Here is a 25,064-nt window from a genome sequence, read left to right as displayed (position 1 = left end):
GTGAAGGGAGTTATTTTAGCAGGAGGAAAAGGATCACGGCTGGCACCATTAACGAAGATTTTTAACAAACACTTGCTGCCGGTTGGTCCATACCCGATGATTTATTGGTCATTATTCAAACTGAAAGAAGCAGGAATTGTAGATGTGATGCTGATTTCACAGGAAGAACAAATTCCGTTGTTTCAAAAGTTACTGGAAGATGATCGTGCACTTGGGATGAACATTGTGTATCAAGTACAGCCAGAAGCGTCTGGTATTTCCGATGGTTTATCCTATGCAAAGCCCTTTGCTCAAGGGGAAAAATTTGTGCTGATGCTTGGTGATAATGTATTTGAAGATTCATTACGCCCTTTTGTTGACGCCTTTAGGCAACAAGAAAGCGGAGCCAAGGTTTTATTGAAAGAGGTGGCAGATCCAAAACGGTTTGGCATTGCAGAAATTGATCCTGCTCATCATCGAATTTTATCAATAGAAGAAAAGCCAGAGCACCCAAGGTCATCTTACTGCGTCACGGGCATCTATTTTTATGATCAAGACGTCTTTCAATATATCGAGGAAATCTCGCCGTCAGATCGAGGTGAACTAGAGATTACTGATGTGAACAATCTCTACATCTCAAATAGCCAGCTGACCTATGATATGTTAAAAGGGTGGTGGATTGATGCAGGAACACATGAATCTCTCCACGAAGCATCTATAAAAATGTTTGAAACGATGAAGGAAAAAGAGGGATACGAATGACGAAGTCTTATTTAATTACAGGTGGAGCAGGGTTTATTGGACTGAATTTTGTGAAGCTGCTGCTTCAAGAATCCGATGTCCGGCTTACCGTATTTGATAAATTAACATATGCCAGTCATCCAGAGGAGATGGAATATTTATCAAATCTACCTCATTTCCGTTTTGTCCAAGGAGATATCACGCTGCAAGACGAACTGGATCAAGTATTTGATGAAGCCTATGATGCCATCATTCATTTCGCAGCAGAATCACATGTCGATCGCAGTATTGAGTCAGCAGAACCCTTTATTCAAACAAATGTCCTTGGTACCTATCGTATGCTTGACGCTGTCTTAAAGGGAAAGGCGAAAAAACTTATTCATATTTCCACAGATGAAGTATATGGAGATTTGGAGCCGGATGATCCTGCTTTCACAGAACAAACACCACTCTCACCGAATAATCCTTATTCAGCAAGCAAGGCAAGTTCAGACCTGCTTGTGAAATCTTATATCCACACCCACCAACTACCCGCCATGATCACAAGATGCAGCAACAACTACGGACCTTATCAGCATGAAGAAAAATTAATCCCGACCATTATTAGAAAAGCGGTCAATGGTGAAAAGATTCCGATATACGGAGACGGCCAGCAGATCCGCGATTGGCTGTATGTAGAGGATCATGCGAGAGCCGTAAAACAAGTAGTAGAAAACGGAACAGCCGGTCAGGTGTACAATATTGGCGGTGGCAACGAGAAAACAAATCTTGATTTAACCAAAACCATTCTCACACATCTAGGCATCTCTCATGACCAAATCGCGTTTATTCAAGACCGGAAAGGGCATGACAGGCGGTATGCCATTGATGCCAGTAAGCTAAAAGAAGAGCTTGGCTGGGTGCAGGCAACTTCATTCGAAAAAGGTATCGAAAAAACGATCGATTGGTATCGTGCCAAATATGATCAAAGTGAAGAAGGGTGACCGATGAAAGTTTTAATCACCGGTGCAGGCGGCCAATTAGGGAAAGAATTGACGAAACAGCTGAAAGAAAAAGACATCACAGTCATTGCTTTAACAAGGAGTATGCTGAATATCACAGATCAGCAGGCAGTCAGACATGCAATGAGACATTTCCGTCCGGATATTGTTGTCAGTGCGGCTGCTTATACGTCTGTGGGTCAATGCGAAACAGAAACGGAAAAAGCCTATCTTGTGAATGGGATTGGCGCCTACTATACAGCGCTTGAAGCTAAAAACGTAGGGGCTGATGTATTACATGTCAGCACAGATTATGTGTTTGATGGGCAAGCGGATACCCCTTACCAAGTTGATGCACAAGCAGATCCGCAAACCATTTATGGAAAGAGTAAAAAACTTGGAGAAGAATTGATTCATCTTGTGTCAGATGAAGTGAAGATCATTCGGACATCGTGGCTTTATGGACATGAGGGACATAACTTTGTGAATACCATTCTTCGTATGGCTGAAACGAAGGATCATTTGCGCATCGTCAATGATCAGTTAGGGTCTCCTACTTATACAAAGGATGCCGCAGAAGCTTTGATTCACTTGTTTGACCAGAAAGCAGGTATTTATCATGTCAGTAACCGAGCAAGCTGTTCATGGTTTGACTTTGCGGCAGAAATTGTGGCAGCAAGCGGTCTGTCTACGACAATTGAGCCCATTTCCACTGAAGAGTATGGTTTCCAAACACCTCGGCCCGCCTACTCTGTTTTAGACCTGCAAGCGATTGAAGCGACAGGTTGGAAGCCAAGACATTGGAAGGATGCACTTCACGAATACTTGCAGAAAGAAGGGAGATTCGAGCAGCATGATTGATGGTGTACAAACGAAAAAACTCATGAAACATTGTGATGATCGCGGCTTTTTCGCAGAGCTTATTCGAGATGACGAACCGATGCTGAAGCGATTTGGGCAGGCGTCGTGGTCGAAAAGTTTCCCAGGAGTGATCAAAGCCTTTCATTATCATGAAAAACAAGACGATGTTTGGTTTTTCCCAGCAGGTCATGCACAGGTCGTTTTATACGATTTGAGAGAAGATTCCCCGACAAAGGGTCAAACCGATGTGTATTATATGGGAGAAGATAATCCGATGCTGCTCCTCATCCCAAAGGGAGTTGCCCATGGCTACCGCGTATTAGGGGAGACGCCGCTGCAGATTGTGTATTTTACAACAGAATCGTACGACCCAAAAAACCCAGATGAGAAGAGAATTGCGTGGAATGATGAGGCGATCGGATTTAATTGGGAAACGACATTTAAATAGAGAAGAGAGGCCTTTCGCAGGAGAAAGGTCTTTTTTTGTTGAAATACATTCTGTATGTGTCATTTTATGTATATTGATGAAAAGGGATGTGGATGAGTTTGTCTAAAAGAATTGCATTTGTAACAGGGGCAAGTACAGGCATTGGAAAGGCAATCGCAATAAAACTTGCCGCCCAGAGCGATATGAAGGTGATCATCAACTCTAGAAATATGGCCTCACTTGAACAGACGAAACAGCACATTCAAGATATGACAGAAACAAAGGAACCGCTGTCTCTATTCTGTGGAGATATGTCGCTTGAAGCGGTGAGGTCGGAAGCCTTTGAAGAAATAGAAAAGGAGTTTGGCAGACTCGATGTGCTGATCAATAATATTCCAGGAGGAAAACCAGATACATTTGATTCATGTGAAACTGACCAGATGCTGGCTGCTTTCTCCCAAAAAGCCATCGCCTACGTAGATACAATGAAGCGTGCAGTAGCATTGATGAAAAGACATGAATATGGACGGATCATTCAAATTGTCGGGAACCTGTGGAAGGAACCTGGTGAACAAATGTTTACGAATAGTATGATGAATGCAGCGATTATTAATGCCAGTAAAAATGCAGCCACACAGCTTGCGTCGTCTAGTATTACGGTGAATTGTTTAAATCCTGGTTTTATTGCAACCGATCGGTATGAACAATTTATCGGCAATATGATGACGAAGCAGGGAGTGTCACGAGAGCAGGCTGTACAAGCTGTCGCATCAGGTATCCCAATGCAAAGAGTAGGCTCAGCGAGTGAGATGGCGTCATTGGCAGCTTTTATGGCATCAGAGGAAGCTTCTTATATCACAGGCCAACAAATCTCCGTAGACGGTGGAACGATGAAAAGTATATAAAATGAAAAAAACCCGCTATAGGCGGGTTTTTTGATGAAATCGAATGGGGAGGATGGACAGACGGTCGATAAAGAGAGCAAGCTCTTCAATCGGAGCAACCATGGAAATGCGTACATGACGGCTTCCATTGGCTCCAAATACTCCTCCAGGCGTGACGACAACATCGGCATGTTCGAGTAAATAGTCAGCAAAGGCATGAGAATGTTCAAAGTCATCAGGAATCGGAGCCCATAAATAAAAGGCGCCGGGTGGACGTTTGATTGTCCAGCCAAGCTTTCTCGCCGCTTGCCGGATGAAGAAATTGATTCGTTCAAGGTATACCGCCCTTAATGATTGAATATGACAGTCATCACTTTGCAAGGCAGCAGTCGCTGCATGTTGAAATCCGCCATACATACTGACAAACACGTGGTCTTGGAAGGTGTTGATGGCATGAATGATCTCCTCATTTCCAACAGCAAAAGCGACTCTCCATCCTGCCATATTAAAAGTCTTTGATAGAGAATATAATTCGACGCCTACACTTTTCCCGAGAGGAGTATTCATGAAGCTCACGGGTGTTTGTTCGTAATGAAATGAACCATAGGCGAAATCATGAATAACATACAGTTCGTGAGCGGCCGCAAAGGTAGCAGCCTCTTCAAAGAATGCCTCATTTGCGACAGCACCCGTGGGGTTATTCGGGTAATTCAAGAACAGTACTTTTGCTTTTTTGACTACATCACGATCAATTGAGGAGAGATCTGGTAAATAACCATTTTTCTCTTCAAGTTTGATACTGTATGGCTTGGCGTCCGCCATCAAAATGCCTGAATGATATTCAGGGTATCCTGGATCGGGAACGAGTGCAATATCTCCTGGATCAAGCAGACACTGACTCATGACATACAGTCCCGTTTTTCCACCAGTGAAAAGAGCAATTTCCTTCTGCGGATCAATCTCAGCACCGAATTCCGATCTATAAAAATCTGCAATGGCTTGTTTGAAAAAGTCAAAGCCTCTAAAAGGGGCATATTGTTGAAATGGCAAAACACCCGCTGACTCCTGTAGGGCACTCACGATATGGGCAGGAGTTGGTAGATCAGGGTTTCCCTGACCTAGATTCATGATGTTTGCTCCGTTTTTTGTCTTTTGAGCAATTTTTTCAAAGACGGTGCCGAATTTCTGTTCAGGCAGCCGTTCAATCATTTTAGATGCTAACATTTTCACCACAGCAGCCTCTCTTTCTATCCCTTCACTAATTCATCCATTAACTGAATCGTTGCCTGTTTCTGAATGTTGCGGATGGACGCGGCAACGTCTTGTGAGGATGATCCTTTTAATTCAAGAGATACGATTCCATTAAAAGCTTCAAATAAGGCAAGATTCACCATAGTCCCTTTGGTAGGGAATGATTGATTGACAATTGCAGTATCTCCAACGAATGCCTCCTCTGGAATAGACACATGATCAATGGTGATATGTGTGGCTTCAGGTGGGATAAGCCCACTCTCTTTAAAATGCTGAGGGTACAGGTGGCAGTCCGCTACATAAAATGTATGTCCAGAAAGCAGCTGTTTTGGCAGTACAGCCTTTTTACCATCAACTAATACATCAATCAATAGCTTGGCCATATCGACGCCAAAGACCTTTTTAATATTCGGGATCATATTCCAGCCAGCGAATCGAGCCGCTGATTCGATCAATCCAGTTTCTCGATTTTTCATGAGTTTGATTTCTGTATGGGTTGCACAATGTTCAAGACCTAGTCCTTCATTTGCCTTTCTTGCTGCTTCAATGATGATTTGCTTTGCTTCATTGTCTAAGATCGTCGGAGTGATATGAGCCGTTTCTGTAAAACCGATTTGAGGGGTTTTATCATGTATGACAAAAGGGAGATATTCGCCCTCTACGACCAGCCCTTCTACACTGACATAATCAGCATATCCTTCATCTTCATACCAATCTTCGTAAGCACCCTCTAAATACGTTTCAGCAACAAACGGTGCTTCATACGTGACAGCGTCTGGGACTGGTATGGTTTCCAAATACGATTGTACTTGTAAAAACAGATCATCACTTCCAGCCTTGTCATGAAACAAGGTGACGCCAATAGAACTGGCTAAATATGTAGGCTTTAAAATGAGCGGTGTTCCGATAGACTCAATGGCTTTTTGGAAATCAGATAAAGTCGTGACAGGCTGAGTTTTCACCGCTTTGACGCCAGAGGCGTTGAATGCAGCCCTCATTTGGCTTTTATCACGCGCCATTTCGGCTGCCTTGACACCAGCACCTCGCAGCCCAAGACGTTCAGCGGCCTTTGCCATCGGTGCAATGAATAATTCATTATTGGTGGTGATTGCATCTGCTTTGAAAAAGGAAGCCACTCGAATGAAGTCTTCCACAACTTCTTCTTCTGATTTTGGATAATCATCATGTGCCCAGTAAATAGAATCAGGGTGTTCAAAAGAAGAGTGTGTATCAAAATAATCACGGTCTTTGATGACCGCAATGGAGTATTTTTCGATTAGCTCGGCATGTCCCTTTGTAATTGCAAAGGGTCTCGGGATATAAGAAACGATATGATACGATGCCGCCACGCTTTCATAAAACATATGGGGCGGGCACCCACCTAGATCAGCAATGACAAGTACAGTTTTTTTACTCAATGAAAGCACTCCTTTTTATCTAGCGGTGTAACCTCCGTCTGCTGTGACGACACTTCCAGTCATATAGCTGGATAGATCAGAGGCGAGAAAGAGCATCACGCCAGCAATTTCTTCAGGTTTTCCAAGACGCAGCATAGGATTCACCTTTGCTTTTTCCTTTTTGACGATCTCGAGACTTTCTGTGTGGTTGTCTAAAAAGGACTTCTCGTTTAATGGTGTATCAATGATGCCAGGGGCAATACAATTCACCCTGATTTGATGAGCGGCATAGTCAATGGCCATTGATTTGGTGAGCTGAATGACACCGCCTTTTGTTGCATTGTATGCCGGAATGTCAGGCCAGCCCACAAGACCTCCGACAGATCCGGTATTGATAATACTTCCACTTTTCTTTTCAAGCATATGCGGCAAAGTATGCTTACTCATGAGAAAGACGCCGGTCAGATTGACCTGAAGAATACGATGCCAATCCTCCAGTGCCATCTCATGAATAGGTGAGACAATTTCGATGCCTGCATTGTTAATGAGGACATCAATGGCACCGAATCGGCTCAGCACGCTCTGAACGGTTTGGTGACAGTCAGACTCTTTCGTAATATCTGTTTTAAAAAATGCAAGGTGCTCATGCGGTAATGATTCAATTAGTTGGTTGCCGCTGCTTTCATTGATGTCAGCGACAGCTACTTTTGCTCCATGCTCGAGGAAGAGCTTGACAGCAGCAAGCCCAATCCCCGACGCACCTCCTGTAATGAGGACAACTTTTCGATCCAGCTTCATTTCTTCACCTTAGATGCCTTTGGTTTTAAGCGATTATAGCGAGGAGGGAAGAAGAGATTAATAGACTTTGATGCTTCTGGCTTTGGATTGATGGCCCCATGATCTTCCCTTGGATCACAGAAATAGGTGGTGCCAAATTCCATCTTTTCTGTAAAGCCTTCGATCGTCATATCATACCCTCCGCTGATGCAAATGCCGATTTGTTCATTTCTATGTTTATGAAAAGGCATTTCTCCACCGTTTCCAGGGATATTGGCAATCATCAGCTCCATCCAATCCTCCACAAAAAAAGTCACTTCCATGCCAGGGAGTAAATCCCGTGTTTTGAAAATGTCTAAGAAATAAGTGGGGGGAGCTGTATATTCTTCGTCATCCTTTAATCTCTTAATATCAATGGCGATCACTTCTTCATCTGTCAGATTTGAAGCGCCGTGAGGGACAAACGGTGGTGCGATATAGGCTGATTCTAATGGGGTGAGCAGTTGAGTCGATTGGCCGACAGTCATTTGAAGCTCACCTTTTAATACAATGCCGATTTGTGCTTCGGGATGTTCGTGAGGTTCAATGATCGTGCGGGGAGGGACGTATGAAATTAACACTTCCGTACCGCCTCTTACAGTGGAATATTGGATAACGCCATTATCCCATTCTAATTTTTTCGCTTGAGGAAAATATCGTTCTTGCGTCTTTTGTTCAGTTTGCATCTTACATCTCTCCTTTTCCGAATATGGACCAGCTCATGGGTATACTTTTAAACGTTCGAATGAAGATGAGGCCATATGTGGCTCTTGCCACCTCATTCGTTAAAGCAAAATCAAATTCGCCGTCTCTTACTTTCTGCGCGGCAGTACTTGTAGAATTAACAAGTTCAAATTCAGCATTTTGGTGAATGAAATATTGAATTAAATTGACAGGTGCAGGATGTGAGACAATTTTTAATTGGTGGAGCATTTGTTCATTGAATGGGAAATCAGGTCTGACAGCCAAACCATACATGGGCGTGTCACATCTGAAAATTTGTAAAAGCTGTAGATCTGGTCTCATGTAGAAGTGTTTGATGCCTTCATATGCGTGTGGAACGAGAGTAAATTGAAGTGGTTGAGAGAGAGTATGTTCAATGCAAGTTTCGAATGTGTCATAAAGGGATAGTTTCGTATGAGTGCCGAGTGTAGTGGTGGATTGAGAGATGAAATGTTTTGCTGCGTATTCACTGCTTGTCCCCTTAGGGCCTAGTGTGTTGACTGTAAACATCTTAGGTGAAGGGCTTGGCTCTTCTTTGAAATGAAACACATCATCATTCTTTAGGATCATGTTTACCATCCAATCTTTTTCAAATTTTTACTAGATTATAAAATTTAAAATTGGCAATTGTCAACAAAATTTATAAAAAATGTAATATATGACGATATTAAAAATTGATCTAAAAAACTGCACATATCGAGATGTGCAGTGAAATGTGCTTACGTTTCAAGAGTAGTTGGCTGTTTTTTCTGTAAGGCACGTTCTCGTTTATAGCTGCCGAAGCTGATGATGAAACCAACAAGTGTGATCAATGCACAGACAAGACCTACCGTATGATATCCGAAATGGACATAAACGGGTCCCATCAGTGCGGAACCGAGCATAACAGCAAGGTTGGAGGCCAGGCTGTAAAAAGCCATCACTTTCCCGCGATGGGTTTGAGAGCAGTCGCTTAGAACGGTGCTTAGAAGCGTGACAGATAAGCTTTGCATAGCACCCCAAATAAATAGGGCGAAAATCAGCAACATCCACGAGAATGGCGCATAAGGAAGCAAGGCTAGAACAAGCGCAATTCCACCCAGCACAAAGACAAGGGAACGGGTTTTACCGAACCAGTCTGCTAATTTTCCAGTAAACATACTCATAGAAAAGCCGACGCCATAAGCCATAATAAGAAGTCCAGCTGTTGATTGTCCGCCATCAAACAGACTTTGCAAATAAGCACCTAAAAACGAGTACATGCCGTAAAATCCAAGCATATTGCAAAACGTCACAGTCAAATAGGCAGGCACACGATCAATTTTCAAAGCCCCCCATAAAGCGCCTGTTTTCTCACTAGCTTGAGGTGCCTTCGGATCAGCTGCTCTGACTTGTTTTCTTGATTCAAGGATGACGAGCAGCAGGACAATGAGACTCATCATAGCGAAGATCCAAAACGTCCAGCGCCAGTTTAAACTCTGGCCGATAAAGGCGCCAATGGGCACACCAAGGACAAGAGAAAGAGACCAGCTCGATACAATGAGTCCCATCACTTTGCCGCGATATTCGTATGGAACCCGGTCGCCCACAAGAGCATAGGCTGTTGGCACAAATACACCAGTTGCCAGCCCAGAAATAGCACGGCCTGCAAAAAACACGGCCAAATTTGGGGCAGCAGCACACATCACTGTTCCAATCAAAAAGAAAGACAGCCCAATCATCAAACACAGCTCTCTTGAATATCGGTCCCCTAAAGGAACGAGCAGCGGAGCACCAACCAGCACAGCTAACCCATAAATGCTGATGGAAAGAGCGAGAACATCAAGAGAGTGCTGAAAGGAGTTTGATAAATCAGGCAGCAGTGGTGAAATCACCAGTTCCTCCGATCCCGCCGCAAAAACGCCAAGTGTGAGTGCAATGGCAAGTGTGATGGGAAATGTTTTAGAAGCCTGGCTGTCTAAAGATTCTTTCATCAAGTGATCCCTCCATACTTGCTTTTTCATTCAATTCCGTTAAAATAAATTCTACCATTATTTAGTTTTATTTTACATTTCGTATCATAAGTATCATCATAAAATACTTTTCAAATGGAACGATTTTGGGATAGGAGCGTAACGAATGAAAATCACCGATGTGGATGTGCATATTTTAAACGAATTGAGAGAAGATGCCCGCTTATCAATGAGGGAATTGTCCAAACGAGTGAATTTATCGGCGCCTGCGGTAGCAGAAAGAGTGCGAAAACTGGAGGATGCAGGGATTATCGAAGGGTATTCTGTTCAAGTCAATTATAAAAAGTTGGGTCTGATGATAGACTGTTTACTGGAAGTCACCGTATTAAATGGGGAGTATCAGCGTTTTGTGACATTTATGAACCAGCATCCACGTGCGTTCTTTGCTTATCGAGTGGCAGGACAGTCCTGTTTTTTCATTAAGCTGTCTGTTTCTTCTCTTGAAGAAATTGAAGCGTTTATTCAAGATGTGTCTGGCTTTACAAAAACGGTCTCTCATATTGTCTTATCAGAGCATTCCTTTACCCATCCCATTCAGGAACGTGTGAAACAAATAGAAGAGCCAGAAATGACCGTGGTGAAATAGAAAAAGGACCTGCCCTCAGGTCCTTTTGATTCGTTTATCTGACTGATAGCTCATGATTGTAATGATCAATCCAATGAATGTTACACTTGCCGCAAAGAGCGGGACAAGCTGTAAATGTGTGATTTCGATAGCAAGACCGCCAAGCGCTGCACCGCCTGCATTTCCAATATTAAAGGCAGAATGACTGAGCGTTGATGCGAGTGTCGGGGCTTCATGTGCCATGTTCATCGTGCGGTATTGCAAGGTAGGAACGAGAATAAATGAAATAATTCCCCAAACAAAAATCGTCAGCACGGCAGGCACTTTAAAGACAGATGTATATGTGAATAACAACAGAACAGCCATCAGCAAGATCAATGTGACGATAATACTCGGCATCAGCTTCCAGTCTGCAAGTTTTCCACCGACTAAATTCCCAATGGTGACCCCAAGCCCAAAGAGGACAAGAATGAGGGTGACCCCGTTTTCCTGAAAGCCAGTCACTTGCAGCAGGATCGGGCTGATATACGTAAAGGCGGTAAACACACCCGCAAAACCGAATATCGTCATCGCAAAGGAGACGAGGACCTGCGGCTTTTTCAACACCGATATTTCATTTCGAATATCTAATACTTCTTCTTTTGATTGATTGGGTACTAAACTGATAATACCGATTAAGGAAATGAGACCAATGACAGCAATAACGAGAAATGACATGCGCCAGCCGAATTGATTTCCGATAAAGGTGCCAAATGGCACACCCAGTACATTGGCTACTGTCAGTCCTGTAAACATGAAGCTGATCGCACTTGCGCTTCGCTCCTTAGGAACAAGCCGTGCAGCCATAATGGCGCCGACACCAAAGAAGGTACCATGGGCAAATGACGTTAAAATACGTGCAGCCATCAAGAGACCATAAGAAGACGATACAGCTGCGACAGCATTTCCTGCTACGAAAAGAATCATTAATAGAATGAGGAGACGTTTTCTCGACATTTTTCCAGTTGATAACGTTAAAATAGGGCCGCCAACTGCGACACCGAGTGCATATCCGGTAATCAGCTGACCTGAAGCAGAAATAGATACATGAAGATCATTTGCGACATTTGGCAAAAGTCCCATGATCACAAATTCAGTCATGCCAATCGAAAACGCACCGAGCGTTAACGCAAAAATAGCGATGGGGAAGTTTTTCATGATGAGATCACCTTTCTAAACAAATACATAAAAAGGCTTCGGAGAGATCCGAAGCCTTAAGAGTTTATCATACATGGAAATAAGACGCTAGTTGCTCGTTTGCTAATCGGTTTCCAACAAAGAAGGAACCAAATTCGCCGTAACGTGCACTCACTTCATCAAATCGCATTTCGTAAACCAATTTTTTAAATTGAAGCACATCATCAGAGAAAAGAGTGACGCCCCACTCATAATCATCAAAGCCAACAGAACCTGTAATGATCTGTTTTACTTTCCCAGCATAGCTTCTGCCAATTAAACCATGGCTTCTCATAAGGGATTTACGTTCATCCATTGAAAGCATGTACCAGTTGTCATTGCCAGAACGTCTTTTATCCATTGGATAGAAACAGACATATTGAGAAGAAGGAAGCTCTGGATAGAGGCGCGCACGTACATGCGGGTTCTCGTAAGGGTCTCCGCCATCTCCGCCTCCTGCCAAGTAGTTGCTGAGTTCAACAACTGACACGTAAGAATAAGCTGGAATCGTAAACTCTGCTAGTCGTGTCTTGTTAAATTCAAGTTCAATTTCACCCAGTTCTTCCATGGTCGGACGTAAAATCATGAGCATAATATCTGCTTTTTGGCCGACAATACTATAGATTGTTTGGCTTCCAGCCTGATTGTGCTCGGCTGTTTTCCATTTTTCTAATAGACCTGTGAACTCATGAATGATGGCTTGACGCTCATCGCTTGTCAGCAGCTTCCAAGCTGTCCAGTCGATCGTTCTAAAATCATGCAGTGCATACCAGCCATCTAGTGTTTGAGCTGCTTCATTTGTTGTATGTTGTTCGCTCATTTCTTTCACTCCTATTTACAGTTTTCCATCTGTTCCAACTATAACATAGTTTGTCCAAATGAAGATGTGATCAAAACTTGAACGACGAAAACGCTTTTCTAGAAATTGATTTAATTAGTTTGAAAAATAAGAATTTAAATTGTAAGCGCTATAATGTAAGTTGGTAGTTTGAATTTATGTAGAAGAAGAGTATGCTTAAAAGAGAACGCTTTTTTTGTAAAATCAAGGAGGGTATTGAAGTGGCAGATATTTTTTCAACAGTTCAGGAAAAGGTTGCAGGTAAAGGAGTTAAGATCGTTTTTCCTGAGGGAATGGACGAACGCATTCTAACAGCCGTTCAAAAACTAGCAGATGGCAAAGTATTGCAGCCAATTGTTGTAGGTAAGAAGGAAGAAGTAGAAGCAAAAGCAAAAGAATTAGGTCTTACACTTGATGGTGTTGATGTGTATGATCCTCATACATATGAAGGTTTTGAAGATCTTGTACAAGCTTTCGTCGAAAGACGTAAAGGCAAAGCGACAGAAGAGCAAGCGAGAAAAGCATTACTGGATGAAAACTACTTCGGCACAATGCTTGTGTATAAAGGTCTTGCAGACGGCCTTGTAAGCGGAGCAGCACACTCAACTGCTGATACAGTGCGCCCAGCACTTCAAATCATTAAAACAAAAGAAGGCGTAAAGAAAACTTCTGGCGTCTTCATTATGGCTCGCGGCGAAGAGCAATATGTGTTTGCTGATTGTGCGATCAACATTGCACCAGACAGCCAAGATATTGCTGAAATTGCGATCGAAAGTGCAAATACAGCAAAAATGTTTGACATCGAACCACGTGTAGCAATGCTTAGCTTCTCTACAAAAGGTTCAGCAAAATCAGACGAAACAGACAAAGTATCTGAAGCGGTTCGCATTGCAAAAGAAAAAGCACCTGAGCTTGTTCTTGATGGAGAGTTCCAATTCGATGCAGCTTTCGTTCCTTCAGTGGCAGCGAAAAAAGCACCAGATTCCGTCATCAAAGGCGATGCTAGCGTATTTGTTTTCCCTAGCCTTGAAGCTGGAAACATTGGCTACAAAATTGCCCAGCGCTTAGGTAACTTTGAAGCTGTAGGTCCAATCCTACAAGGTCTAAATCAGCCAGTAAACGATCTTTCAAGAGGCTGTAATGCCGAAGACGTTTACAATCTTGCGCTTATCACAGCAGCTCAAGCACTATAATATAATCATCCAAGAAGCTAGCTTCGTGTCAAAACGAAGCTAGCTTTTTTTATGTGAATTAGGTATAAAAACCCAATACATACGATTCATTTTTTATTGAATTCGTTTTCAATCATATGCCTCTTGTGCTAGTAAATGGTAACATAACGGAGGACTATTTGAGGAATAGAGGTGTTTGACGATGTCTGGAGCTATCATCGGTTATACAACAGCCTTGTATTCGTTAAAGGCAGACATATCCATAAAAAAAGAACAAATCATAGAACTGAACATGTGTCGAAAAGAAATAAAAGAAGCAAAGTCTGCTCTGGCAGATGCTAACAAGAAAATGACTCATCCAGATCTGACATCACATACATGGTTTGGCCATCTCGCAGATACGTTTGATGACATTCGAGACGAGATGGCATCCGCCAGTCAAGAGATAAAAAGTGTACAGCTAACCAATCTATTGAATCGAATTGATGAGAAAATCAGCGACTTAAAATCAGAGATCCATTCATTAGAACATGAAATTCATTCGGTTGAAAGAAAAATAGAGAAAGAAAAGCAAAAACAACTGGAAGAAAAAAGAGGGTAGTCACATGAGCAGAGAAATTAAAATAGATGCCAGTCAGGTCAAACGAGTATTACAGCATGCAAAACAATCAGGCGCTCAAATGAATGCAACACTTCCAACAACCATCAAAGGAAGAAATCAGCTCCTGACGGCAGACACATTAGAAAAAATCAATCAGCAGCTGAACGAATTAAGTACATCCTACATAGACATTCTTCAGAAACAACTTGTACAAACAGAACAAGCGGTGAACACCATGATCGAAACGGACAAGGCGCTTGCTTCCAGCAGTAAAAGAAAATAAAGGAGAACGCAATGAAAACCCTTGATGCTTTTGCGCTAATAAACGGAATTGACCAAACGCTGAATACATTAAAGCAGCAATCACAACAGATTAGCTCCATAGAAAAACAAATCCAACAGATCATCTCACTTGATGGCGCACTAAAGGGAGAGGCGGGACAAGCCATCCGCTCCTTTTATACAGAATGCCATATTCCCTTCCTGCAATTTTTTCAGGTCATCATTGAGGATTATAGCGCTGCATTGAAAAACACAAAGCAGGCGCTTCATGCCCTTGAATCAAATCAGCACGGCTTTATATCACAAGCATTTATTGAACACGAACTTGATTCAGGTTTGAAAAAAGCGGAGCGAGCGATTTCTGACACGGTTTCAAATGTGAGCCAGGCGATCGGCAGGGTCAGTCATATCGTTCACTTGCCTCATGTAGACGAGTCTGCTTTTCAACAGAGCTATCAAAAAGCGTGGCTTGAGACATCCAGAACCATTGGACTGCTCCATGCCTTTGACAGAGAACAAACAAGTGCTATGAATGAAACAACAAGTGCATTGCAAACAATGAAGCAATACATCAATACTTTAAGCACCATGTTCACCGGCCCAAAAATCGACATCACTAGCTATCAAAAAGGGTCTATTTTCAAAAATGGAAAAGAAGAAAAAATAAGCAGCACGATCAGCGGATTGAATGACAAAATAGACAACCCGAAAGACAATCCGATGATGATCATGCTGAAGAAATTGAATGATAAAGAACAGGCGAATGTGGATACAGTGGTTCGAGAAATGTCGTCTAGTAAAATTAATCAAACCACCGTAACCTTAAATGGAAAAGTATACAAGTTAAATGAGTACAAAAAGATTAACTTCGAAAATGCAAAGACGGTTGAAGTCATGAGAGATGGAATGCTGTATCGGTTACGGATATCAGAAAAAAACAAAGTAACGATTGAGAGCGTTAAACCGATTTCTGATGTGAAAACAGGCGATCAACCCCAAAATATTTTAAATACAGCAGTTGAATTTACAGGAATAAACGACGCGATTCGGGTTATTACAGGAAGAGATCCAATAACAGGTGATAAAGTCGCAGGTATGGATCGTTTGGTATCAGGGGTGTACATGGTTCCAAGCGCTAACATTGTTAAAGTGGGGAAATATGTTTTTAAGATTATTAAAGGGGAGAAGGTAGCTAAGAGGGTTGAGAAGAGTGCAAAGGGTATTGGAAGAGGAGAACAAATATTAGATAAAGTTAAAACCTATGAACAAGCCAGAAATAAGACAGTAGACTTAGTTGGAGATCTAGGACCCAATGCACAACCATATACAGGTACGCTTAAGTCGAGTGCTGGGTATGGTAAAGTTGTTGGTAGGCAGTCTGCTGACGGAAAAGTAAGATGGAGATTAGATTATGATCCTAATAAGGGACCACATATAAATATTGAAGATTTTCGTAATGGTAAAGGAGCTAATGCAAAGAAAATCGCTATACCATTTGAAGGTAACGAAGGTACTTTTAAATCTTTATTAAAACATCTGAATAGATAAGGAGATTTTATATGAGTTTATTTGAAGAATGTATTGAGGCACTTGGTGAGAATGTACACGTTTTATATGATAATAGTAGGGAGAAAATATTAAGCCATTTTGAAAGTTCATTTCCTTTTTCTGATTGGGGGCAAATTGAATGGAAGAATTTATCTTCTTATGCTGAAGTGAATACGTTTGATGAGATACAATCCTTTTTAAATCAAAAAATGGATGAGTATAATGATGTTGTTTATGTAATTTGGGATGAAGGGACGTTACCAATTATTCAATCTACTTTAGATAAAGTTTTTGAAGCTATAGATGATGTTACTGCAGTCAGTTTTGATACATGGATTTTTTCACCATCTTCTGGTTATGTTATTGAAATATTTCATGATGGTGAAGTGAAAGTAGGATTAAAATAGAATTGATGAACTCTCAAAAATGAATTAATTTGATTCTCTTTGAGGGTTTTTTAATGTTCCTGTTGTGGATAACAAGCATATTTTCTTTACTAACCAATCCACCCCACTACAGCGATTTTAATGCACTCTGTTGAATAACTTTTTTAGATCTATTTGAGGTGAACTAGATATCGTAAAGTAGACAAAATCCCAGAAAGTCGGAGCCGAGGCAATGCGAAACGCATATTAGACGGTGAAGTTGTCTCAACAACCGAAAACATCATCCTAGAATACAGCGGAATCTATGACGGTTATCGAGCCGTCACCGGCAAAGACCCTGAAACCAGCCAAAACATCAGCAGCACAGAACAAGCTCTGTCCGCAGCTTCAATTATCCCAATCGCGAAAATAGTGAAGGTAGGGAAATATGTTTTTAAGATAGATCAAGGGAAGAGTGCGGTAAAGAGGATTACTACTAGTACAGGGAGTAAGATAGATTCTGATACAATAAAAAATATGTTAGAGATATAGAAGGACGAACAGGAAGAGAGTTACTAAAAACCAAATAGATAATTTGAAAGCAGCATTAAGAAATAAAGAGTATAGCAAAATGTCACCTATAGAAACGGCTAAGCATCGGGCGAAATTTGATAGTGTGAAAAATAAAGTAATCAAAGAGTGGGAAAGAAATACTGGACAAAAGTGGCCAGTGTATAATGAGAATATTATTTCAGGGAAAACTGGTAAAGTAATTAGAAAAAAAGGAGATAAGTATGATGCTCACCATATAATTGAAAATACTTTTGGAGGAGAGCATGAGTGGTGGAATATGCATCCTGCAAAATTTCCAAATGAGCATCAAGCAGGTATACATGGGACAGGTTCACCAGCAAATACATTATTTAAAGGAGTTAAAAAATAATGGGGTATGAAATTATTAAGAAAAACGAAGAAAATAGTTTTTTTTTAGTAACTGAAAAAGAAATCTTAGATGTTGAAAAGGAACTTGATTTAAAGTTTCCTAAGGAGTTAATTCGTTTTTATATAGAGGTAGGTTACGGTTTTATTAATGGGTCTGAGTTTAACACTAATCGCATCATGGACCCTTATTCTGTAAGAGACTTTCGATTAAGGGTTAATGATTTTGAATTTTATCCTGACATTGAAATCTATGATGAATTTGAGAATAACAAATTAATCTTTTTTGAAGCAAATGAGTCAGCTTTAATGTCAATTGAATTGAATGAAAAGGATAGAAGCGCAATATATTATTATGATATACAAATCGCTAATTCTTTGGAAGAATTTTTAACCAAAATACAAGAGGATTATAAATATTATCTAGATTTACTAGCAGACTAATAAAAGCCTTTCAAAAGTTATTTTGCATTGATCAACTAATAGATGAGAATTGGAAAAGGGGAAATTCATAATTTGGAATATAAGTGACCTGTTAAGTAAAATTTAAAGATAAATCAAAAATTTATAAACATAGCACTCATCGAGGAGGATTCAAATGATCGATGTAATCCAAATTCCAGGTTTAATCATCAACAAACCAGAAACTGATATAAACATCAAAGAGGCAGAATCCCAGCTAAACATGATGCTGCCCCATACATATAAAGCATTGCTAAAACAGACAAATGGATGTTCTGTTGGAGGCGATGTTCTTCGATACGGAACTGAGGACATAGTGGAACGCAATAAAACATGGGAAGTCCATCATTATGCCAGCGGCTATGTAGCCATTGGTGACGATGGCAGCGGGCGAGTATTTCTTATGCGGCAGGCAGAAGAGGAGAAAAAAGTGTGGATCGTCGAAGCTGGTGTGATGGACCCTCAGCATGCGGAATTGGTGGCTGAAGACTTGTTGGCATGGTTCAGTAAGGGATGTATCGTTGAAGCGTAATCAACAACAGGGGAGTGAGCGTATTGTCTTGGAACTCATCAACTAATGTCGGGCTTGGGATTAGATATCTTCTATTTTGATCTGAATCGGAGTTAGTATATTGAAGATGTCGGTTATGTGACTTTTCATGCATATAGCTTTTTTATTACTTTTCAAACCTAAAAGGTGGCCTTAGACATTTCTAGGCCACCTGTACAGATCAAACTAATTTATTTTTCAACTGCCCTATTTGTCCAATTGTTACTTCCATTTCATCCCCAGCTTAAAGCCAATTCTGTTTATCCGGTGTATATCCCAAGATGACACCTTCTAGCGTACCTGAGAAAATAACTTCGCCTGGTTTAAGCGTCATATACTTAGAAATGTAGCTAATGAGAGTGGCACAGCTGAAAATCATATTTTTTGTATTACATGATTGTCTACCATCTCCGTTAATTTTACATTCAATTGATAGATTTGTTGGATCATATAGAGACCAATGGTGACAACCTTTAAAATGAGATCAGGGACTTCTGCTTTGGCAGGAGTCTTTTTATAGTTTCCACTACGAACAAAAATTTTGCCGGGGCGTCTTTCAAGATGGGAAGATAATGTGAAATGGTTTGACCTGACCTGTGCTAGTCACTTCTTAAGTGTAATTAAAAGTATAAAAGTAGTGTATCTTTATAGAAACCTTCCTAGACCACTGCTTTTATCAAAAACAAGAGATTTGATTACATTCTTTCTTTTAAAGGAGATATATTCACTATTACAGCTTGAGTAGGAGACAAAGATCCATCTTCCTTTAAATGTGGTCCGTGTACTATACACTGACCTTTCTTTAGATTTCCTAGCATATTTTCCCAGTATTTTCTATCATAATATTCATTTGCGATACTAGAAGAAATAGTAGATAACTCTTGCTCGGGTGGAGCAAAATATATTTTTTGGGATGCATTTTGCATTCTAGCTAATTCACTAGCATCAAGTTGAGATTTCAAAAATTGTGTAGCGTACCAAGCAGACCAACCGAACTTTCTACCTTCAGTTAAAATCCTAGCAGAAGGTGACTCTTCTGTATGGTCTAGATTTTGCGCTTCATCTAATAGTACAGGCATTGGTATATGTTTATCTCCCTCTCTGACTGAAAAATTCCACAAATCCCATAGGATAAATTCAGTAATAATTAACTGAACATCGCGTGGATAACCTGTCAATTGAAGAATGAAAACCTCTCCTTTTTTATCAATAATAGTCTGCCAGTTAATTGTTGAGGAAGTAGTGAATGGATCTCAATCAATAAAAGGCCTCAACTGTGAAAGAGTTTTTAAAGCAGTACTAGAGCCTTCTTCTTCTAATAAAGCTTTTAGATGCATTAAGTTCATTTTGTTATCAAACCTTTGCATTCCTATTAATATACAATTATATAAAGTGTTTAATTGCTGAATTCCTAGTGTCTTATACACAGAAGCAAAAACACTTTTTACCCTTTCAGCTATATCTGTATCTGATTCTGGCAGTTTAATACCACCGATATCCCTTATATTTCTGGAGAAAGGATTAATCGGTAATTTATTATTGTAAACAATTTGTTGTACAAGTTTAGAACCTAAGTTTTCAACAAACTCATCTTCTAATTGATGTGGTAAAAAACCATCTGTATAGTCAATAACAATACTTGATATCTCCTGCTTTGACTTTTCTAGTAATAAGCATTGCATAAAATAAGTTTTCCCTTGACCAGATTTTCCTGATATTAAAAGATGTCTATTGGCTAGTTGAGTGTGACCATACTCCCAAAAAACGTCTTTATTGGAGTTTTCAATTTTCCCGATTTTTATTCTAGTACGTTCTAAACTATCTTTTTCCTGTGTAAATTCAGATTGGGTATTATTTTCGAATTCTTTAGATACAGCTACCTCATCTAAATATAGAGATAAATTCTTTTGATTATATGCTAAATCTATATTTGGGTTTTTGATTGTACATGTTAATTTCATATTTTTAATAACAGAATTTGTAGATTTATATTCATATTCTGTTTTGTATAGAGAAGATAACATACGTTCTTTAATGAAATCAGTTTCTTCATAGTGTAAGTGTTGATGTATATCGCTAAGGTTCTTGGTAATACCATGGAATCCATCTTCTAAAGAATAGTTTATTAACAAAACTTCATTTTCTAGACTAGAGGAACGTGCAGTAATTCCATTTCTAAAACTAATTATTGCACCTTTTCCTATATAGTCCAGTAAATGATCAGTAATTTGAAAATCTAGTTTAAGAAGACGTTCTATCACTGTTTGTTCTATTTTATAATTTTTCTCTGGCCATATTTTGCCTTGAAACATTTTATTTGCATTAGAAAGAAGTAATTGAACAAAGAAATTTTTATAGAAATCACGAATATTAAAGCATCTTCATCCTCACTTTTTAATATGTAATGTCTTCCCTCATTAAGGAATGATAAGAGTACTTCCTCTTGTTTATCTGAACATCAACATAAACTTGGTGGAACATATGAAACCTTTGCACTCTGTTTAAATGAAATCAAATTAGTTATTGCTTACACAAACAAAAAAGTGAAAGCTGATTATTTAGCGCTCATTAGAAATAAGGTAAGTGAGCAAGAAAAAGAATGGGAAAACACCTCTTTAATAAGTATCGTCTCAGAACAATTAGATACTATCCCTGGGGGAAGCTTAGATCTACAAGGTGAAGGCATGCCACTCCATGTCTTAACTATTTCAAAGAATTTAAAGAGTAAAATTTGTGACAGCAATTTAACTGAATCAGAAAAAGTATTACTTATAAACCAATTAGAGCTTCTAATTGAAGAACACAAAGTAATTAAATTGTCATTTTTTGATTTCAAAGACGTTTTAGGCACTTTAGCAAAAGGGACAATAGGAGATAGCAATTATAGAGAATTAGGTTTATTTCAAGACCCTGAACTTAATTCTTTTACAGGTGAAAGTTTAAAAAAGAGAATCCGTGAAAATAGAAATCTTTTTGAAACAGTTAAACAATCAAATGAATATAATGATCGAGAAGCACAACTTCAAAAGATTTTTTTACCAAGCATGGCAAAAAAGCTGACTTGCGAAGGATGGGAAAATTTCTTATTCAGCGAAATCATTAAAGAATATACTCTATATGAAGAACAATTTAAAACTAAAAAAGTCGAAATACAAGATATCACAAGTTTAGAAGAATTAATCCTGTGGGACCGTCCTCAATCCGATTCAGAAAATGGAAAGAAAAAAGGAAACATCATTGTGTTTAATTCCGAAAATACAGATGAGATTACTGTTAATATAGAGTTCTCTTTTAAAGGTCCTATCAATTAAAAATTTGGTAAATTCACGATAATCATTACACTCTATATATAAATTTTCAATTTATATGCAATCATTAAAGGGTGAAATGGAGTGAAATAAACGGTTTATCGCTTTCAAAAAGGGAAATAAACAAGTAACACTAGAGATCTAATATTTAAAGTTCCAGAATTAAATAGAAAATCTTCTATAAAACGAACTTTGCGGAAGTGTTGGCGACGGGAAATCTCATTTATTAGCTTATCTAAGTGAAGAAAAAAAAGAATTGGCATCAAAAGTTAATATTAAAGACTTTTTTCTAAAAGTACCTTCTTAATATATTTACACTATGTGTCTAATCTCATTTAAAAAATACAATAATTTCATTTAATGAGATTAAGTTTAATTCTCCCATAAACGCGCTTTTTTTCATCATTTTTTGGAATTAGACAAAGAATATGAATCAGTTATTATAAGTGATATAATTAAAATGATTATTACGTACGTAAATGGGGTGTGAAGCATGGATGTAACCTTCTCTTATAATTTTCCTGCTATTAGGGGCATTCAAGCGGGTAAAGAGTATTATGTTGTGATGTGTCCCTTAAGATTGATTCCTAAAATTTTTTTGTTCGATGAAGAGGAAATTCCTGTTGAATATAGAGCTCAGCGCATTCTAAATAAATCAAGAATACCTACTTTAACTCAATATATTGTTGATAATCTAAAGGACTATGTGTTTTCATCAATCACAGCCTCTATTGATGGCCAAATTATTTTTGAACCAATTAATAATGCTTTTAATAGTGATTTAGGAATGTTAAGAATTTCGATGGATTCTCGTTTTCTAATCAATGATGGTCAGCACAGAAGGGCTGCCATTGAAGAAGCATTAAAGTTGTCTTCAGAATTAGGAGATGAGACAATTTCTGTAGTGTTTTTTCATGATGATAGACTAAAAAGATCTCAACAGATTTTTTCCGATCTTAATTTACACTCGATAAATACCACATCGTCTATAGGTATACTATATGATCAGCGAGATCCTCTTGCATTGGTCACTAAAGAAATAGTAAGTCAAAACCTTTTTTTAAATAAGTATACAGATAAAGAACGAGTTTCTTTATCTAAGAATTCTCCAAAAGTTTTAGCGCTTAATTTTATTTATAATACAAATAAAAGGCTTCTTTCTAAAAGTAAAGGGAGTTTGCTTACTGAAGAGGAGCAAGTTTTTCTTAAAGATTTTTGGGAAGTAGTTTGTCAATCTATTTATGAATGGGTACTTGTTTATAATAAAGAGCTTTCACCGAAACAATTACGTTTAAATTATATTTGTGGACATAGTGTCTTTGTAGAGGCTCTTGGCGATGTAGGTAACAAGTATCGTAGTCGATTCCCCGGAAACTGGAAGGTGCAATTAACAAAGTTAAAGAACATTGATTGGAATCGGACGAATAAAATTGACTGGTTGGGACGAGCTTTTAACGAAAATGGTCGAATTCAAAAAACAAACCAGACTATTAAATTAACATCCGAAAGGATTGATTACCTACTGCAAAATGTGGAGTAATTAATTAAGAAAGTAAGGAGTGACTTTTTTGAATAACGGATTAATTTCAAATTTATTCTCCAATGAGAAGACATTGGTAGATGAAGCGAAGGAACAAATTAAAGAAGCTTATAGAGAAGACCCTCGCCCGTGGGTAGTTGGTTATAGTGGAGGGAAAGATTCCACTGTTGTCGTACAATTAGTATTTGAAGCTCTGGCTGAACTCCCTTCTGACGAGAGGTCAAAAAAAGTTTATGTCATTTCATCTGATACATTAGTGGAAACTCCATTAATCATTAACTCAATCAATACTACCTTGTCTCGGATTCAAAACAAAGCATTGGAATTAGAACTGCCAATTGAAACACATAAAGTAAGACCAGAACCTGAAAATTCTTTTTGGGTAAATTTGATTGGTAAAGGGTATCCTTCTCCTAGCCAAAATTTCAGATGGTGCACAGATAGATTGAAGATTGAACCTGCAAATGCTTTTGTTATGAGTAAAGTTTCGACGTTCGGTGAAGTCATTATGGTTTTAGGGGTTCGTGAAGATGAGAGTGTTTCACGTGGAAATAGCATTAGAGAGCACACAATTAAAGGACATCGTTTTATGAGACATTCAACTTTATCTAATGCCTATGTGTATGCCCCCATTAGAAATTTCACTCTAGATGATGTTTGGAGTTACTTGTTAAATTCGCCATCGCCTTGGGGAGACGATAATAATGAGCTATATCGATTGTATCAAGACTCCAATAGTGGTGAATGTCCTCTTGTAATTGATCAAAATATCAAAGAAAGTGCAGGATCATGTGGAAATAGTCGATTTGGCTGTTGGGTTTGTACAGTTGTAACAGAGGATAAAGCATTAACGGGTTTTATTCAGAGTGGACATGATTGGATGAAACCATTATTAGATTTCCGTAACTGGCTTACATCTATTAGAGATCAACGCAATATGAGAATGAAACATCGGATGAACGGGCAAATCTATTTTAGAGATGTGAAAGTAATAGAGGAAGATGAACAAAAATTCGTTTTAATTCCAAAAAAAGCAGCGAGAAAAGAAAGGAAAATTCCCTTTGAGCAATTTGAGGTTGTTGAAAAGGAAGAGCATCGTAATTATATAGCACAAAATAATATAGACTTAAGCTCGCCAGAAGATCATATGGTATTATTTCGTTATCATGAAGAGACTCTAGATGGTCAAATCGTTGAAAAATATGCTCAACTAGGTTTAGGACCTTATACAGTCGAGGCGCGTAAGGAAATTTTGACCCGTCTTCTTGCTGTCCAACGTACAATTAGTCATCCTGATGACGATTCATATGAATTGATTTCGGAAGAAGAATTAAAGGAAATCCGCAGAATTTGGTTTAAGCAAGGAGAATGGAATTATTCTGTTCCAGATATTTACCAAAAAGTTTATGGAGACAATGCCTCTATTAATTGGGAGGTTGATGACCTACCTATGTTGGATCAGGAGCAAGTTTCGCAATTAAGTCTACTTTGTCAAGAGTTCAATGTTGACTTGAAAGTGATGAAAAAACTTATTAATATTGAAAAAGATTTTGCTGGATATAAAATTCGACGTGGACTTAATAACGAAATAGGCAAAGTGCTACAGCAAGATTATTTACATTTATAGAA

26 protein-coding genes and 2 pseudogenes are annotated in these 25,064 nt (G+C 39.1%); 17 read left to right on the top strand and 11 right to left on the bottom strand.

Going from position 1 to position 25,064, the window contains the following annotated elements; translation table 11 throughout:
• The 5 genes from AC0VYC_RS17625 to AC0VYC_RS17605 all read left to right on the top strand — a co-directional run bounded on the left by AC0VYC_RS17625 (position 1) and on the right by AC0VYC_RS17605 (position 3,893).
• Entirely contained in the window at positions 1 to 741 is a 741-nt protein-coding gene (locus tag AC0VYC_RS17625; protein ID WP_047945793.1) for a sugar phosphate nucleotidyltransferase, read from the top strand.
• The gene (rfbB, locus tag AC0VYC_RS17620) at positions 738 to 1,703 is read left to right on the top strand and encodes a dTDP-glucose 4,6-dehydratase (RefSeq protein WP_427243530.1); all 966 of its coding nucleotides are present in this window, start codon (positions 738 to 740) and stop codon (positions 1,701 to 1,703) included. Before AC0VYC_RS17625 ends, rfbB begins: the two co-directional genes overlap by 4 nt.
• Positions 1,704 to 1,706: 3 nt before the next feature.
• Entirely contained in the window at positions 1,707 to 2,561 is an 855-nt protein-coding gene (gene rfbD, locus AC0VYC_RS17615; RefSeq protein WP_475388942.1) for a dTDP-4-dehydrorhamnose reductase, read from the top strand.
• On the top strand, positions 2,554 to 3,009 hold the full coding sequence (locus tag AC0VYC_RS17610) for a dTDP-4-dehydrorhamnose 3,5-epimerase family protein (protein WP_008343612.1): 456 nt from the start codon (positions 2,554 to 2,556) through the stop codon (positions 3,007 to 3,009). The genes rfbD and AC0VYC_RS17610 overlap by 8 nt, the downstream gene beginning before the upstream one ends.
• 92 nt (positions 3,010 to 3,101) lie before the next feature.
• Positions 3,102 to 3,893 (top strand): SDR family oxidoreductase, encoded by a 792-nt coding sequence (locus AC0VYC_RS17605; RefSeq protein ID WP_272914028.1) that lies wholly within the window; start codon positions 3,102 to 3,104, stop codon positions 3,891 to 3,893.
• Positions 3,894 to 3,908: 15 nt separating this feature from the next.
• Here the strand turns inward: AC0VYC_RS17605 and AC0VYC_RS17600 are convergent, their stop codons facing one another.
• From AC0VYC_RS17600 to AC0VYC_RS17575, 6 genes are all read right to left on the bottom strand, one after another.
• Positions 3,909 to 5,102: an aminotransferase class I/II-fold pyridoxal phosphate-dependent enzyme gene (locus AC0VYC_RS17600; RefSeq protein ID WP_475388940.1), complete on the bottom strand. Its 1,194-nt coding sequence runs from the start codon at positions 5,100 to 5,102 to the stop codon at positions 3,909 to 3,911.
• 17 nt (positions 5,103 to 5,119) lie between these two features.
• On the bottom strand, positions 5,120 to 6,541 hold the full coding sequence (locus tag AC0VYC_RS17595) for an ATP-grasp domain-containing protein (protein ID WP_138279127.1): 1,422 nt from the start codon (positions 6,539 to 6,541) through the stop codon (positions 5,120 to 5,122).
• A 15-nt stretch (positions 6,542 to 6,556) separates the two neighbouring features.
• Positions 6,557 to 7,318 carry an SDR family NAD(P)-dependent oxidoreductase gene (locus tag AC0VYC_RS17590; protein ID WP_039165203.1) on the bottom strand — a complete coding sequence of 254 codons (762 nt, stop codon included), beginning with the start codon at positions 7,316 to 7,318 and terminating at the stop codon, positions 6,557 to 6,559.
• On the bottom strand, positions 7,315 to 8,022 hold the full coding sequence (bacB, locus tag AC0VYC_RS17585; protein ID WP_017368257.1) for a 3-((4R)-4-hydroxycyclohexa-1,5-dien-1-yl)-2-oxopropanoate isomerase: 708 nt from the start codon (positions 8,020 to 8,022) through the stop codon (positions 7,315 to 7,317). The genes AC0VYC_RS17590 and bacB overlap by 4 nt, the downstream gene beginning before the upstream one ends.
• A gap of 1 nt (position 8,023) precedes the next feature.
• Complete coding sequence (locus tag AC0VYC_RS17580) at positions 8,024 to 8,629, bottom strand: bacilysin biosynthesis protein BacA (RefSeq protein ID WP_039165206.1); 606 nt, start codon at positions 8,627 to 8,629, stop codon at positions 8,024 to 8,026.
• Between the two features lie 149 nt (positions 8,630 to 8,778).
• Positions 8,779 to 10,011 carry an MFS transporter gene (locus AC0VYC_RS17575; protein ID WP_039165208.1) on the bottom strand — a complete coding sequence of 411 codons (1,233 nt, stop codon included), beginning with the start codon at positions 10,009 to 10,011 and terminating at the stop codon, positions 8,779 to 8,781.
• 145 nt (positions 10,012 to 10,156) lie between these two features.
• On the opposite strand from AC0VYC_RS17575, the gene AC0VYC_RS17570 reads away from it, so the two are divergent.
• The gene (locus AC0VYC_RS17570) at positions 10,157 to 10,636 is read left to right on the top strand and encodes an Lrp/AsnC family transcriptional regulator (protein ID WP_008343601.1); all 480 of its coding nucleotides are present in this window, start codon (positions 10,157 to 10,159) and stop codon (positions 10,634 to 10,636) included.
• A 15-nt stretch (positions 10,637 to 10,651) separates the two neighbouring features.
• Here AC0VYC_RS17570 and AC0VYC_RS17565 read toward each other — a convergent pair whose 3' ends face one another.
• Together AC0VYC_RS17565 and hemQ are read right to left on the bottom strand one after the other, a co-directional pair.
• Positions 10,652 to 11,812, bottom strand: coding sequence for an MFS transporter (locus tag AC0VYC_RS17565; protein WP_138279124.1), 1,161 nt, complete (start codon positions 11,810 to 11,812; stop codon positions 10,652 to 10,654).
• A 67-nt stretch (positions 11,813 to 11,879) separates the two neighbouring features.
• The gene (hemQ, locus tag AC0VYC_RS17560) at positions 11,880 to 12,650 is read right to left on the bottom strand and encodes a hydrogen peroxide-dependent heme synthase (protein ID WP_024719459.1); all 771 of its coding nucleotides are present in this window, start codon (positions 12,648 to 12,650) and stop codon (positions 11,880 to 11,882) included.
• Positions 12,651 to 12,889: 239 nt separating this feature from the next.
• Between hemQ and pta the strand changes: the two genes are divergently transcribed.
• The 8 genes and pseudogenes from pta (at position 12,890) to AC0VYC_RS17520 (ending at position 18,569) form a co-directional block, all read left to right on the top strand.
• Positions 12,890 to 13,861, top strand: a complete 972-nt coding sequence (gene pta / locus AC0VYC_RS17555; protein ID WP_475388935.1) for a phosphate acetyltransferase — start codon at positions 12,890 to 12,892, stop codon at positions 13,859 to 13,861.
• Positions 13,862 to 14,042: 181 nt separating this feature from the next.
• On the top strand, positions 14,043 to 14,441 hold the full coding sequence (locus tag AC0VYC_RS17550) for a YwqH-like family protein (RefSeq protein ID WP_041507929.1): 399 nt from the start codon (positions 14,043 to 14,045) through the stop codon (positions 14,439 to 14,441).
• 4 nt (positions 14,442 to 14,445) lie between these two features.
• The gene (locus tag AC0VYC_RS17545) at positions 14,446 to 14,724 is read left to right on the top strand and encodes a YwqI/YxiC family protein (protein ID WP_008343583.1); all 279 of its coding nucleotides are present in this window, start codon (positions 14,446 to 14,448) and stop codon (positions 14,722 to 14,724) included.
• 11 nt (positions 14,725 to 14,735) lie between these two features.
• Positions 14,736 to 16,271, top strand: a complete 1,536-nt coding sequence (locus AC0VYC_RS17540; protein WP_427243542.1) for a T7SS effector LXG polymorphic toxin — start codon at positions 14,736 to 14,738, stop codon at positions 16,269 to 16,271.
• Between the two features lie 11 nt (positions 16,272 to 16,282).
• Positions 16,283 to 16,678, top strand: a complete 396-nt coding sequence (locus AC0VYC_RS17535; protein ID WP_274660496.1) for a CDI toxin immunity protein — start codon at positions 16,283 to 16,285, stop codon at positions 16,676 to 16,678.
• Between the two features lie 165 nt (positions 16,679 to 16,843).
• Positions 16,844 to 17,579, top strand: a pseudogene (locus AC0VYC_RS17530) (pre-toxin TG domain-containing protein); the annotation flags it as partial.
• A complete protein-coding gene (locus tag AC0VYC_RS17525; RefSeq protein WP_335350529.1) occupies positions 17,579 to 18,019 on the top strand; it encodes an SMI1/KNR4 family protein in 441 nt (146 codons plus the stop codon). The pseudogene AC0VYC_RS17530 and the gene AC0VYC_RS17525, both read left to right, overlap by 1 nt.
• A 154-nt stretch (positions 18,020 to 18,173) precedes the next feature.
• Positions 18,174 to 18,569, top strand: coding sequence for an SMI1/KNR4 family protein (locus tag AC0VYC_RS17520; RefSeq protein ID WP_335350530.1), 396 nt, complete (start codon positions 18,174 to 18,176; stop codon positions 18,567 to 18,569).
• Between the two features lie 262 nt (positions 18,570 to 18,831).
• Here AC0VYC_RS17520 and AC0VYC_RS17515 read toward each other — a convergent pair.
• From AC0VYC_RS17515 to AC0VYC_RS17505, 3 genes and pseudogenes are all read right to left on the bottom strand, one after another.
• A pseudogene (locus AC0VYC_RS17515) lies at positions 18,832 to 19,029 on the bottom strand (fumarylacetoacetate hydrolase family protein); the annotation flags it as partial.
• Between the two features lie 253 nt (positions 19,030 to 19,282).
• Entirely contained in the window at positions 19,283 to 19,765 is a 483-nt protein-coding gene (locus AC0VYC_RS17510) for an ATP-binding protein (protein WP_475388932.1), read from the bottom strand.
• Positions 19,766 to 19,840: 75 nt separating this feature from the next.
• Complete coding sequence (locus AC0VYC_RS17505; RefSeq protein ID WP_475388930.1) at positions 19,841 to 20,899, bottom strand: helicase HerA domain-containing protein; 1,059 nt, start codon at positions 20,897 to 20,899, stop codon at positions 19,841 to 19,843.
• A 231-nt stretch (positions 20,900 to 21,130) separates the two neighbouring features.
• Here AC0VYC_RS17505 and AC0VYC_RS17500 point away from each other — a divergent pair, with 231 nt between their 5' ends.
• The 3 genes from AC0VYC_RS17500 (at position 21,131) to dndC (ending at position 25,062) form a co-directional block, all read left to right on the top strand.
• On the top strand, positions 21,131 to 21,898 hold the full coding sequence (locus AC0VYC_RS17500; protein WP_335350532.1) for a hypothetical protein: 768 nt from the start codon (positions 21,131 to 21,133) through the stop codon (positions 21,896 to 21,898).
• Positions 21,899 to 22,388: 490 nt separating this feature from the next.
• Positions 22,389 to 23,435 carry a DNA sulfur modification protein DndB gene (gene dndB, locus AC0VYC_RS17495; RefSeq protein WP_335350533.1) on the top strand — a complete coding sequence of 349 codons (1,047 nt, stop codon included), beginning with the start codon at positions 22,389 to 22,391 and terminating at the stop codon, positions 23,433 to 23,435.
• Positions 23,436 to 23,454: 19 nt separating this feature from the next.
• Complete coding sequence (gene dndC / locus AC0VYC_RS17490; RefSeq protein WP_335350534.1) at positions 23,455 to 25,062, top strand: DNA phosphorothioation system sulfurtransferase DndC; 1,608 nt, start codon at positions 23,455 to 23,457, stop codon at positions 25,060 to 25,062.
• Positions 25,063 to 25,064: the final 2 nt, after the last annotated feature.

This window comes from Bacillus sp. iso_77 (assembly GCF_056173625.1).
The sequence above is the reverse complement of the archived record's forward strand: the minus strand, read 5'-3'. Positions and strand labels throughout refer to the sequence as shown.

Coding starts and splice junctions, on each gene's coding strand:
- rfbB (WP_427243530.1), top strand. CDS start 738: ATGACGAAGTCTTATTTAATTACAGGTGGAGCAGGGTTTATTGGACTG.
- rfbD (WP_475388942.1), top strand. CDS start 1,707: ATGAAAGTTTTAATCACCGGTGCAGGCGGCCAATTAGGGAAAGAATTG.
- AC0VYC_RS17610 (WP_008343612.1), top strand. CDS start 2,554: ATGATTGATGGTGTACAAACGAAAAAACTCATGAAACATTGTGATGAT.
- AC0VYC_RS17605 (WP_272914028.1), top strand. CDS start 3,102: ATGAGTTTGTCTAAAAGAATTGCATTTGTAACAGGGGCAAGTACAGGC.
- AC0VYC_RS17590 (WP_039165203.1), bottom strand. CDS start 7,318: ATGAAGCTGGATCGAAAAGTTGTCCTCATTACAGGAGGTGCGTCGGGG.
- bacB (WP_017368257.1), bottom strand. CDS start 8,022: ATGCAAACTGAACAAAAGACGCAAGAACGATATTTTCCTCAAGCGAAA.
- AC0VYC_RS17580 (WP_039165206.1), bottom strand. CDS start 8,629: ATGATCCTAAAGAATGATGATGTGTTTCATTTCAAAGAAGAGCCAAGC.
- AC0VYC_RS17575 (WP_039165208.1), bottom strand. CDS start 10,011: ATGAAAGAATCTTTAGACAGCCAGGCTTCTAAAACATTTCCCATCACA.
- AC0VYC_RS17570 (WP_008343601.1), top strand. CDS start 10,157: ATGAAAATCACCGATGTGGATGTGCATATTTTAAACGAATTGAGAGAA.
- AC0VYC_RS17565 (WP_138279124.1), bottom strand. CDS start 11,812: ATGAAAAACTTCCCCATCGCTATTTTTGCGTTAACGCTCGGTGCGTTT.
- hemQ (WP_024719459.1), bottom strand. CDS start 12,650: ATGAGCGAACAACATACAACAAATGAAGCAGCTCAAACACTAGATGGC.
- AC0VYC_RS17550 (WP_041507929.1), top strand. CDS start 14,043: ATGTCTGGAGCTATCATCGGTTATACAACAGCCTTGTATTCGTTAAAG.
- AC0VYC_RS17545 (WP_008343583.1), top strand. CDS start 14,446: ATGAGCAGAGAAATTAAAATAGATGCCAGTCAGGTCAAACGAGTATTA.
- AC0VYC_RS17540 (WP_427243542.1), top strand. CDS start 14,736: ATGAAAACCCTTGATGCTTTTGCGCTAATAAACGGAATTGACCAAACG.
- AC0VYC_RS17535 (WP_274660496.1), top strand. CDS start 16,283: ATGAGTTTATTTGAAGAATGTATTGAGGCACTTGGTGAGAATGTACAC.
- AC0VYC_RS17525 (WP_335350529.1), top strand. CDS start 17,579: ATGGGGTATGAAATTATTAAGAAAAACGAAGAAAATAGTTTTTTTTTA.
- AC0VYC_RS17520 (WP_335350530.1), top strand. CDS start 18,174: ATGATCGATGTAATCCAAATTCCAGGTTTAATCATCAACAAACCAGAA.
- AC0VYC_RS17505 (WP_475388930.1), bottom strand. CDS start 20,899: ATGTTTCAAGGCAAAATATGGCCAGAGAAAAATTATAAAATAGAACAA.
- dndB (WP_335350533.1), top strand. CDS start 22,389: ATGGATGTAACCTTCTCTTATAATTTTCCTGCTATTAGGGGCATTCAA.